Origin of the sequence: Blautia sp. An46 (assembly GCF_002161645.1) — a bacterium.
In the GTDB taxonomy this organism is placed as follows: domain Bacteria; phylum Bacillota; class Clostridia; order Lachnospirales; family Lachnospiraceae; genus Blautia; species Blautia ornithocaccae.
The window spans coordinates 277,743-289,715 of the sequence record NZ_NFIF01000002.1; the positions used below are offsets into that span (position 1 = coordinate 277,743).

Annotated in this window: 9 protein-coding genes; 1 reads left to right on the top strand and 8 read right to left on the bottom strand. The window is 46.4% G+C overall.

The features are described from left to right. Window position 1: 1 nt before the first annotated feature. Complete coding sequence (locus B5G00_RS03245) at window positions 2-2,254, bottom strand: bifunctional diguanylate cyclase/phosphodiesterase (RefSeq protein WP_087268390.1); 2,253 nt, start codon at window positions 2,252-2,254, stop codon at window positions 2-4. A 143-nt stretch (window positions 2,255-2,397) separates the two neighbouring features. Between B5G00_RS03245 and B5G00_RS03250 the strand changes: the two genes are divergently transcribed. Further along, the gene (locus B5G00_RS03250) at window positions 2,398-4,506 is read left to right on the top strand and encodes a putative bifunctional diguanylate cyclase/phosphodiesterase (RefSeq protein ID WP_087268393.1); all 2,109 of its coding nucleotides are present in this window, start codon (window positions 2,398-2,400) and stop codon (window positions 4,504-4,506) included. Here the strand turns inward: B5G00_RS03250 and B5G00_RS03255 are convergent, their stop codons facing one another. The 7 genes from B5G00_RS03255 to B5G00_RS03285 all read right to left on the bottom strand — a co-directional run bounded on the left by B5G00_RS03255 (window position 4,507) and on the right by B5G00_RS03285 (window position 11,964). Next, window positions 4,507-7,026, bottom strand: coding sequence for an ATP-binding protein (locus B5G00_RS03255; protein WP_087268396.1), 2,520 nt, complete (start codon window positions 7,024-7,026; stop codon window positions 4,507-4,509). 100 nt (window positions 7,027-7,126) lie between these two features. Next, window positions 7,127-7,639, bottom strand: coding sequence for a signal peptidase I (locus B5G00_RS03260; RefSeq protein ID WP_242971259.1), 513 nt, complete (start codon window positions 7,637-7,639; stop codon window positions 7,127-7,129). 66 nt (window positions 7,640-7,705) lie between these two features. Continuing rightward, entirely contained in the window at window positions 7,706-8,845 is a 1,140-nt protein-coding gene (locus B5G00_RS03265; RefSeq protein WP_087268403.1) for a MucBP domain-containing protein, read from the bottom strand. Beyond that, window positions 8,842-9,636, bottom strand: a complete 795-nt coding sequence (locus B5G00_RS03270) for a sortase B protein-sorting domain-containing protein (RefSeq protein ID WP_087268406.1) — start codon at window positions 9,634-9,636, stop codon at window positions 8,842-8,844. The genes B5G00_RS03265 and B5G00_RS03270 overlap by 4 nt, the downstream gene beginning before the upstream one ends. Before the next feature lie 13 nt (window positions 9,637-9,649). Beyond that, window positions 9,650-10,411, bottom strand: coding sequence for a hypothetical protein (locus tag B5G00_RS03275; protein ID WP_087268409.1), 762 nt, complete (start codon window positions 10,409-10,411; stop codon window positions 9,650-9,652). Continuing rightward, the gene (locus tag B5G00_RS03280; protein WP_087268412.1) at window positions 10,411-10,941 is read right to left on the bottom strand and encodes a hypothetical protein; all 531 of its coding nucleotides are present in this window, start codon (window positions 10,939-10,941) and stop codon (window positions 10,411-10,413) included. Before B5G00_RS03280 ends, B5G00_RS03275 begins: the two co-directional genes overlap by 1 nt. 15 nt (window positions 10,942-10,956) lie before the next feature. Then, window positions 10,957-11,964 carry a DUF5979 domain-containing protein gene (locus tag B5G00_RS03285; protein ID WP_242971269.1) on the bottom strand — a complete coding sequence of 336 codons (1,008 nt, stop codon included), beginning with the start codon at window positions 11,962-11,964 and terminating at the stop codon, window positions 10,957-10,959. Window positions 11,965-11,973: the final 9 nt, after the last annotated feature.

The window sequence follows — 11,973 nt, forward strand, 5'->3', positions numbered from 1 at the left end:
ATTATTTTTTCCCCTTTTGCATATATTTCTCATGAAATTCTTCTGCAGGAATCGGCCTGCAGTAATAATATCCCTGGCCAAAATCACAGCCCAGCTCCTGGATCATCTGTTCATTTTCTTTTGTCTCGATTCCTTCTGCCACAGTAGAAATCTCCAGGCTCCTGCTGATCATAATAATATGTTCAAGGATAATTTTCTGCTTCTGTTGGTCTGTCCCGTCTATTCCTTCCATAAATCCTTTGTCCAGTTTCAGCTCGTCAATATCCAGTTTTCCAAGAGTATTCAAAGAAGAATAGCCGCTGCCGAAATCATCCATGGAAATCCGGAATCCGATTTCTTTCAGACTTGCGATAACCTGATTAAGCTTATCTATATTTTCCATTGCAAGCCCTTCCAGAATTTCCAGAGTGATCCATCTGGCCGGCGTCTCGTATTTTTCGATGAGCTTTTCCATCCTCCCCACATAATCAGTCTCATAGAAAAGAATCTTTGAATGATTTACAGACACCGGTATTGGCCGTATTCCCTGGTCGATCCATTTCCGGATAAGGCGGCAGACCTGTTCGGTCATATACATATCCAGCACAGTGCAAAAACCATTGCTCTCAAATATAGGGATAAACTGTCCCGGATAGATCACTTTTCCGTCCCCGCGTATCCATCTGACCAGTGCCTCTGCTCCGGACAGTCTGCCGGTCCTCAGGTCAAACTTAGGTTGGAGATACATTTTAAATTCTCCGTTTTCCAGGGCCTGGTTCATATGAGACTCCACATAATTCTGAAGGATTTCTTCCTGGTGCAGGTTCAGATCATAAAACCAAATACTATTTCTGGGAAGGCTTCTGGCCTTTTCCAGAGCAAACATAGTATGGGTCGTCTGCATAGTCGCAGTGTCCGTTTTTATCCCTTGAGGAATAAGAGAAATACCGCAGTACATCTGGATATCATAATCATGATTCAAATTTGCGGAAAAAGCCGCGATCTTTTCCATGATATCCTGTATCCTTCTCTGGATTTCTTTACGCTCTTCTCCCTTCAGCAGTACCAGGAACATATCTGCAGAGTTTCTGCAGAAATACTCCCCTTCTCCCGTGGTTTCCTCCAATACATCTTTTACATGACAGAGGAGACTGTCCGCCTGATTTCTTCCGAAAATTTCATTGATAAATTTAAACTGGCGGATATTCAGTCCTGCAAGGGCATAGGTCTCCTGCTTTTTCATGACCTTAGCCAGCTCCTGCTGGAATTTTTCCGAATTGAACGCTCCCGTCAGAGAATCATAATAAGCATACTGGATCAATTCCCAGTTTTTCTTTTTCATCAGCCTGTAACCATAAAAAATGAACACGATCACAGCCGCCAGTATTACAGAAAAAGTGACTCTTGTGATCAGAATCATCTGTGTCAGGAATTTATTAGATTCATTTACCGCTTCTATACCGAAAAGACTCCAGTCCTTTATTCCCACCGGCTCTATATAAAGCCTGTACCTATGTTCTTTGTACTCCAGAGAAGCAAAACAGCTCTCCTGGGAATCCAGAACGTCAGTTATCCGCTCTTCTTCTTTTTGGGAAAAATAATCTCCGGAAAAGATATCCTCTGTCTCATAGGGAAGCACATACTCTCCCTGGCTATTGATAAGCTGGATATGTCCGTTACCGTCAAACAACACATCATTGGTCAAAATTTCTTTCAGAGAATCTGCCTCTCCCGTAGCTACAAGCGCCCCGATGATCTCTTCACCCCGATATACCGGTACCGCGTATCCCAGCACCTGTTTCTCCAGTTCCACATCATAAATGACACCTGAAAATCCATCCTCGCCCTCCCAGGCCTTCCGAATGATCTCCTGCATTTCCGGAGTAACCTCTTCCAGTTTCTTGTCCATTTCTATGCTTTTGCCTCTGGTTACCCGTACTCCTGTGCCATTGCGTCCAAAATATCCCATCTGCACAAATCCATTATGATTATTCGCTCCCAGCAGACCTCTGGAAAAGCTCTCTTTTTCCAAACCCTCATTAAATTCCAGAAAAGCTGACAGTGTATATATGGTCTGAAAGTCTACCTGCAGTTTCTGATGCAGATCGTCACTGTACTTCTCTACTTCTCTCTGTATTCTGCTGTCAATGGCATCCTGCTGTACACGGTTCAAAGAAAAGGTGACAATGCCTCCTGCCGTCAAAATAGCAAGACTGAGCACAGCCACAAATATCGTCAGTTTTTTCAGGTGTTTTTCGATTATCGATTCGCTCATTATATTACTCCTTATTTGTGTTCAGTATATAATAGAAATCGCGGGAGTGTCAAGCTGGCCGAGACTCAGAACAGGGTAGAAAAATCTTCTGTTCTGTTATATAATACAGGAAATATTATGTCGAATTTTGTCGAGGGAAAAAAATGAACAACGAATACTTTAATATTAAAGACCTGACGGAAAAGCTCCAGATTTCCAATATTCCGGACGAACTGTTTTCAGAAGCTTTTCTGCTGGATTATGAAAAAAACACCCTGCTGATGAGCAGGAGCATGGCGGAAGTTTTCACAGACACAGACCATGGCCGCAAGGGACATATCTCCCTGGACGAACTGCTGAATTATTTTACCGCTGCCAGCCGCAGCGTATTTCTCCATGATCTGGCACTTCTGAAGAAAAGAAAGCAGTCTAAGACAGACAGTCATCTGGATATTATCAAAGATGGAACCATCGCCAACATCCTGATCGTCATGCTGCCCCTGGAGACTCCCGGTTTTATCCTGGGCATCGTCCATCTGAATTTTGACCTTACCCATGAGCATAATCTGCAGCTGGAAGAAACCATCCGGCAGCTGCGGCAGGCAGAAACTGTCAATCAGCTGATTCTGGAGGGAAGTACCGATTATATCTATCAGCTTGACCTGGTCAACAATGTGTGCACCTTCTCTCCCAAAGCCGTAGATGTGCTGCCTCTTGAAAGCAATACCTTTTCAAATGCCATGGACCGGCTCCTGGGCTTTATCATTCCTGAAGACCGCAGCGTATTTCTGGACTCTTTCGCCCCCTTTTTAAGCGGCAAAAGCAAATATCACAGGGCAGAATACCGGGTAAAGACCAAGTTTGATACCGTCATCTGGATACGCTGCCAGGGAAAAGGAATACACGATGAAAACGGAAATCCGCTGATGATCGCCGGATCTCTGATAGATATCACAGAACAGAAAGCCTATGAAGAAAGGCTGAAAAATATTCTCTATTATGACATACTCACAGGTCTGAAAAACCGGAACTGTTTTGAGAAGGATATGAAAAAACATCTGGAGGATCCTTCTGCCACCGGAAGCGTTTTATGCATCGATATCCATAACTTCAAAATTTTCAATGAGATTTTCGGCAGGGATTTTGCCAACAAGATTTTAATAGAATTTACCCGCATCATCAACCTGTACATCAGTGACAATCTGGGCGTTTATCGTCTGGAAGGCGATGAGTTCCTGGTCCATATCAGAGAAAATACCCAGGAACAGATTCTGGAAAAACTGATTCCTTTCCAAATGTATTTAAGCCGGGAGCGGACTTTGGAAGGCCATGTGATCTTCATACGAGCCAATATAGGTGTGGCTATGTATCCCCAGAACGGCAGAACCAGCGAAGAACTGATACAAAATGCAAACATGGCTCTGCTGATGCGTTCTAAATCTAATTCTCACCAGACTGTCTTCTTCCGCAGCGAAAATCTGGACAGCCTGAACAAAAAATATATTCTGGAAAGAGTGCTCCGCCAGGATGTTGCTGATGGTATGAAAAATTTTCACCTGGTATTCCAGCCGGTTATCGAAGTGGAAAATAAGACCGCAAAATACCATGGGGCTGAAGCCCTTCTCCGGTATCAGACTCCTGATCTAGAAGGTATCTCTCAGGAAGAGCTGATTGAGACCCTGGAATACTCCGGTCTGATTCTTAACGTAGGAAGATGGGTGGTAAAGCAGTCTATAAGAGAATGTAAAAACTGGCATAAGATGGGCTTCGACCTCTATATGAACATCAATATTTCCGCCCAGCAGGTATCAGATAAGGATTTGATTTCCTATATCCGTAAATGCTGCCAGGACGCTGACCTGGAGCCTAAATGGCTTGTTTTTGAACTGACAGAGACCTCTCTAATCAACAACTTTGAGATTGCCGACCAGTTCTGCCGGGATCTGAGGGAAATGGGAGCCGGAGTAGCCTTGGATGATTTCGGCACCGGCTACTCCAGTTTTACCTACCTGAAAAAACTGACGATCTCCCAGATTAAAATTGACCGGGAATATATCCATCAAATAAGCAAAGATTCCTATAATCAGCTTTTCCTGAAATGTCTCTACGACCTGGGCAGCAATCTTGGTGTAAAGATCTGTGCCGAAGGTGTAGAAACTGAAGAAACCTACCAGAAAATGCTGGAAATGGGCGTGCCGCTGATGCAGGGATTTTATTTTAATCCTCCCCTGGAGTCAGAGGAATTCCGCAGGCAGATCAGCATGTCCCGGTAGTTATGTTCCATTCCTTTTTAGGCCAGCCATGGCCTTTTTCAAAATACTGAAGTCAATAGGCTTGGAAATATGGGCGTTCATACCTGCCTTTCTGGTCAAAGCAATGTCCTCGGCAAAGGCATTGGCTGTAACCGCTATGATCGGGATCTTCCGGGCGTCGGCTCTGCCGGAATTCCGGATACGTTCCGCCGCCTGGCAGCCGTCCATTACTGGCATCTGCATATCCATCAGGATAAAATCAAAATAGAAAGGTTCATGTTCCAGATAAAGTTCCAATGCTTCCCTGCCGTTCCATGCCTGGGTAATCTTCAGGCCGCAGGCCGCCAGGATTTCTGCTGCGATTTCCATATTGATCTCATTATCCTCTGTAAGCAGCACGCGCATGCCTGCCAGATCCATTTCCTCCCCGGCGCTGCTGGCGGCCTGAGCAGAGATTTCTTCCTTCTGAAGAGCCTCTCCCTCATGAAGCTCCAGAGGAAGGATCACTTGGAATACAGAACCTTTTCCCAGCTCGCTAGCCACTTCAATACTTCCCTCCATTTTCCGGACCAATTCATAGACAATGGGCATTCCCAGTCCTGTTCCAGCTACATTGGCGGCGCCGAACCTGGTTTCTCTCTCAAAAGGCACAAAAATTTTTTTAAGGAACTCTTGACTCATACCAAATCCGTTGTCACTTACTGTAAAATGATATTTTCTGTAATTGTTCCTGCTGTCCCGAATCTCCTCCACATGGAATTCAATCCGGCCATCTTCTCCAGTAAACTTAAAAGCATTGGAAAGCAGGTTATTAAGAATCTGCTGTATCCTGCCCCAGTCTCCTTCCACTTCTCCATGTTCAATCTGAATGGAGCAGATAAATTGTTTTCCCGAATTATCTGCCTGAATCTGAAAAATAGAAGCCAGTTCCTCCAGATTCCTTTTCAAATGGAAGTTACTGTTTTTAATCTCCAGTTTTCCCTGTTCCATCTTGGACATCTCCAGGATATCATTGATCAGGCCCAGGAGCTGGTTTCCAAGAGATTCTATCTTTTTCACAGACTCTCTGACTTTTTCTGAGTCTTCTATATTTCTTGAAATGATCTCCGTCAGTCCTATAATCCCGTTTAAAGGCGTACGCATATCATGAGACATAAGAGAAAAGAACATATTCTTGGATTTTGCAATTTTATCCACATTTTCCAGAGACTGCTTCAGGAATTTCAGTCTGGATAAATCCTCTTCCTTCTTATCGTTTACATCCCTAAAGCAAAGGACCACAGATCCTTGCTTCAGAGACTCATCATAGAGCATCTGGACATGAACCCAGCGGTATTCGTTATTGAAAAGCCTTTTAAAATCTCCTCCGAAATCCCGCACTCTCCTCTTGGTCAGTTCTCTCATGTTTTCAATGGAAAAGGTCTGGATATATTCCTCATACACGTCTTCATGGATCACCTCAGACATAACTTTCAGCAAATCTCTGTATTCGCCTCTGGGGGGAAGTTCTGAGCGGACATAATCTGATCCTTTGAGCATGGAATATGTTTCCTCTTTCAGATTGATCATATATAGTGCATAATAGGAATTTCCCAGAACCCCTACCACGTCATTATAAAGTCTTGCTTTCTTATTGCTCCGGTGATCCAGGATCAGATAAACTCCGGACAGGATCACAAATCCGGCTGCTATGGGTCCGAATACCAGCCATATATTATCTGTAGCGCTGAGAAGTTCATCATAAGGCATGGTGATCACCGTGTACCATCCGGAATCCAGCGCATAGTAATAGACGCCTCTCTTTTCCCCTTCTGTTCCTATGATGTAGGAGTCGTATCTGTCATGCTTTCCTTCCTGGATTTCCTGAAAAATACGCAGAAATCTCTCCTGGAGATTTTCTCCGCTTCCAGAACTTAGATAATTATCGATCAGCATCCCATCCTGATCGCAGAGAAAATAGTTGCATCCCTGAGGCAGATCCACTACATTTTCAGGCAGTGCAATTCCATCCAGATAGACATCCAAAGCAATCACATCCTGGGAATTTCCAAGCTCTTTTGCAATGGTGACTACCTGTCTTTGGAGGCGGACATCGGTATAAACACTTGTGTATATGACCTCGCCTTTGGATGCCAAAGCCTCCTGATACCACTGAGCAGTTCCCGGATCAAAGGTTTCATCTCCCTCCCAGTAAGTAGCAGCCTCCATTTTGCCGTCAATATATCCATAAAGTTCTATATTGTTAAGCTCCATGGTCTCTTCTGTATAGCCTTTGTATTTTTCCAGCATGTCTGAAAGATCTGCGCCATCAGCACTATTCTGGATCTGGTATTCTACTGTACGTAAAACCGTTTCATACTGATTCAGATAAGTTTCCTCATTAATTGCAAATCTTCTGGCAATCTCGTCTCCCATTCGCTGAGCGTTGTTCAGAAGCGCCTCATTCATAAACTTTACACTGAATGGAAACAGCCCCAGTACGATCAGCATGATCAGCAGCAGGAATCCATACTTTTTCCAGTCTTTTCTCTTCTTATTCATTTTGTCTTCTCCTATAGATAAGCCTTTTATGTCTTATCTATAACTATATTCTATTCTCTTTCAGAACTCAATATCTATGGCAGGGATTCCTGATTTTTCTTTATTTTTTTCCTTCTAGGAGGTTACCGATCAAATGAAAGAGCATAGCTGCTATAATCACGGCTCCGGCAGCAGCTTTTCCCTGGATACTGGTAAACAGCTGAGCGGATTTTCCCAGCCATGGGATAGACATGGCCGCTTTTCCAATAAAATCCTCATAATCTACCGGATTTACGTCTGCTTTCTCATTAGCATCACCCTTGGTGGTAAACTGTCCCATAAGGGTATTATTCTCCACTACCCGGTGGGTGATCACCGCTGCTGAATCTCTGGCTCCGTAAAAGGCGATCACATCTCCTTCTTCTATGTCCTCCGGCTGGGCGTCTTCAATGTATACAAGACTTCCCGTTGGGATAGACGGCTCCATACTGCCGCTGACTACTGTATAAATGTCATATCCCATGACCCTGGGCAGGGTAAGCGGCAGGCACAGAGCCACCAGTAAAATTAATAAAACAGTGCCCAGTGCACTGCATAACACAGCCACTGGGCTTTTTCTCTCTTTCCTGTTCATGACGGAAATCCTTTCTGTCATTTTTCTGTCTGTTCTTATGATGTCAAGTTTCTATCTTTTTATTTTTTATTTTCTTCTCATTCTCAGCAGGATAATACCGCCCACTACAATAGCTGCCGCAGCTACTCCGGCTACGCCTACTGCTATGGGAAAGGCGCTTCCCTGGCTGCTGTCACGGCTTTCCGGTTCTGCTTGGGCATCTCCTGCTTCCTCTTCTCCTTCATCCAGGTCTATCTGACCTAATGGGGTCTCCTCATCCTGGATTTCCTCGGTTCCATCTCCTGTCTGGCCTTCTTCTCCGGCCTGACCTGCCTGGGTATCTTCTCCGGCATTGGCTGTTCCGGTCTGGTTGTCACCGCCGATCACCCCTGTATTTCCGTCATCTGTAGTTCCGGCGGTTCCAGTTCCGGCTGTTCCTGTATCACCGGTAGTTCCTGCAGTTCCGGTACCTGTGCCAGTGGTTCCGGACGTTCCTGTACCAGTGGTTCCCGTTGTTCCTGTAACCCCTGTTCCTGCCACAGGTACCTGCTGGGTGATCACATTGGTGGTCCCCGGCTCTACGGTAGTAACTGTAACTGTTTCTCCCGGGACTACCTCTACCGGATTGGGACTGTATTCAAAGGTGAACACATTGTCTGCCTGGTTGGCGCTGAGGGTCTGGGTAAGGGTCAGTGCCTGAGGCATGTAGCCGTCCATATACAGGTAAGCCACCACCGGCTTGTCTCCTACATTTCCGTAGTATGTGCGGCTGGGTGCCAGCTGGTTTCCTTCTTCATCTACATAGTTGACCGTGTAGCTGGTCATATCTCCCCGGATCCCATAGGCCACTACATAATCCTGGTCCTCAGTTACACGAAAGGAAGACGCTGCCATCTGTTCGTCATTGTCCCGGCCGCTTAACCGCAGACCCTGGATATAATATTTACTGTCCTCCTGAAGACTTATCCCTCCCTGGTTCACATCAAAAGTAACCTCGTCTCCCTGGGTAAGTCCGGTAATCAAAACTCTGTCTTCTTCTATAGAAATCTGTGGATTTTCTTTTCCGGCAACTCTCAACCCGCTAAGATCGGCAAAGCTTCCCTGATTCCCTGCATAAAAAGTCACTGTATACGTATAATTCTCCGCAGCTGCCACGTTCAGCAGGGAAAAGCTGGAGACCATGGATGCGGTAACAACAGCTGCCAGCATTTTTTTCAGCTTTCTCATGATCTCAACTCTCCTTCCTCACGGTTCTTTTTCTTTTTCAAAGCCACAATCCCCAGACCTAATAATACCAACCCGCTGACCAGAGCGATAGCACTGTAGAGAAGCGTCTGGCTCTCATCTCCGGTCTTTACTCTCTGGGTCCGGTAGACGGTCTTGTCTGCTTCCTTCACGGTCCGGTTGATAACTTTATCTTCCCCCTGTACCGTATCCGGCTCTGCAATCTCTGTGGCGAAGTTCATCTGGAGCTGTGCCAGGGTATTCTGGTAATCATTTCCCTGGGTCTCTCCGTCAAGGGCTACGGTAAGATACACCGTTCCCCCCTGGTCGCTGCCCAGCCGGTCCAGGTAGAAGTAATCTTCCAATGATCCGGTGACTTCCTGGAGGGCTTCCTCCCCTTCGTCTCCTCCAATGGTATCGCTGTCGAAAAGCACGGTCTCCTTTCCCGCAGCATTTACATACCGCAGAGTATATCCGTATGCGCCGCCCTGGGCGGTGCTTCCTTCCTCCAGGCTTTTGATCACTTCATTGGACATATACCAGTCGGTATCTTCCTGGCTGTCATTCTGGACATTTACCTTTAATTCAATGCTGTCCCCGGGAAGGATCCCGTAGATCTCATCGGCCATCTCCTGGGAACTGAAGCTGCTCTCCATCCCTTCCCCGTCGAAAGTCACGGACCAGTCTCCCTGACTGGTAAAATCTTCTGCATAAACTGTGGTCCCTGTGCCTACGGTCATGGTCCCGGCCATGACTGCCCCGGCCATGACAAGGCACAAAATTTTCTTTCTCATCCTTTTGTACCTCCTATCGTAAGCTGATGCTGTTCCCGTCTTCGGAAACATTCACGTCTACGCCCCAGGCGCTCTTGATGGCGTCTGCTGCGTTATGGGTCTGGACTGCGTCTGCCTCCACTTCTACGTGGAAGCTGTATCCGTCATAGGCATACTCAGTAGTGATCACCGTGCCTTCGTCTGTCTTGGTCTCGGTCTGGGTCACCTTAGCTCCCACAGCGTTATCAATGGAAAGGGCGTCCTGTCCTAAAAGCTCCGGGGTGCTCTCTCCCGGCGCCAGGAGGTTTGTATAATAGAGAACCGTACGTTCCGGGGTGGAAGCGCTCTCATCGATCTGCCAGCCGTTTTCCGTAAGGAAGTTTAACTGGATAAAGTCAGGATCTAAAGAGGTATCCTTGTTCCCTTCCCTGTCCTGCCAGCTCTTGGTAACGATCACTCGTACAAAGGTATCGATAGAGCCACTGTTCGTCACTGTAATGGAATCATCATATTTCTTGCCTAAGGCCAGTTTCTCGCCATTCTCCGTATCCAGAAGATTTGAAAACAGGCTGGTGCTGGTCTCATTCCACTGGTCGTTTCCTGCGTAATCCCGGCTGCTGACAGTCTCTCCGTTCTCCTCGATGCTGACGCCGATCTGGGAGATATTTACAGAAGCGGAATAGTTTTCACTGAAGTAGGTGAGGGCTGCCCGGGTGCTCCCTATGGTGCTGCCTGCCAGGAGCAGGGCCGCCGCTGACAGAAGGACTGTGGGCAGAACCGGTATTTTCTTCTTCATTATGCACCCACCTCCTCGTTTCCGTCATAAACACTTTCCCCGGAGTCCAGGATATGGTCCCAGTCTCCTGTTGGATTTCCGTTTTCATCATAGATCACAGGTGCGCTTTCCTGTACTACGATCACGTTGAAATCCTGGTCGATATTTTCATGAGCGATCCGGATATCCAGAACATCCTCTGTACTGGTGCCTGCTTCTACGATCTGGCTGTAATAATAATAGCCGTCATCGGCAAGAGACCAGTTGTTTCCACTGTAGGTCAAGCCATCCTGATACTGGGCTCCTGCAAAAGCTCTCACCCGGACAAAACAATCATAGTCTCCTGTATTCTGAATGGTCACATGTTTTGTCCAGTTATCCACAGTCTCATCGGGAATGGTCGTAGTCATTCCCAGACTCAGAGTTACTCCGCCGTTGACCTGGGTATATGTGGTAAAATAGGCCATTGCGCTTCCCACAGATAATCCTGCCGTCAGGAGGAGAGCTGTGCCTGCAAGGCAAAGGGTCTTTTTATTGAAACTCTTTTTCATTGCTTTCTTCCTCCTTTATTCCTGTACATCCGTACTGTCCGTCTGCTGTGTCCAAGTCCAGGTTCCTCCAGTCTGATTTTCTGCTGCCTGGCTTCCGTCTTCTGAATCGTTTTCTTCAGGGGCTGTATAGTCAAAATGGTTCACAATGCTGGAACCTCCGTTGTTCTCATCATCGTAAGTATTGACAAAAGATACTTCAGCCGGATCCTCTGCTGATATAACTGTTGTGGCTACATTATCTCCTACCACCTGATAGCTGGAGCCGCTGTAGACCTCTGTAACCGTTACCTGGGCTCCTGCAGGAATATTTCCCACTTCTATGCTCTTAGTCCCCGGTCCGTCAAAAACAAGAGAAACCACGTCACTGTAAACCGTCTCTCCATCTTTTACTGCCTCTATGGAAAAGATAAAAGAGGCCCCTCCTAATGTGGCGTTATAGGCATCCAAAGTTTTGTTGATCCGAACACTTCCATATCTGATCTCCTGTTCTGGCTTCAGTCCCACAGTCACATCGTAAATCCAGGAGTCGTCCGGATTCGTATCAGAATAATAATTATCCGGAAGAGACAGGAGATAAGGTGTAAAGCTATAGGTATACTCCGGTGACTGAACCTGCTGGGCATCTACCAGATACATTCCTGGAGAAAGATTCTCTGCCCCTTCCTCTGCTGTAGTCCTCTGTGTTGGAGCAATATTTCCTTCCTCAATAACCTGGGCTGCCTGTGCGGCTTTCTCTTCCCATTCCCGGGCAGTTGTTTCATTATCTACATTTTCCAGATCCAGGATCTCAAATCCGGCAAGGCTTTCGTAATCTCCCTTTTCATCCACCTGAGCCACCTGATAAAGATTAACCGGAATCTCCAGCGTGTCCAGTTCCTGAAAAGTTCCGTCTAACTGAAAGCTTACAGAGCAGTCTCTGTCTGTGTCAATCCCTACGGCCGCCTGAGCCGTATACATCACGGCGGGAACTGCCAGCATCAGGGCTAGGGCAACTCCGGCGCCCTGTTTTATTCTCTTCTTCATCTTCACATC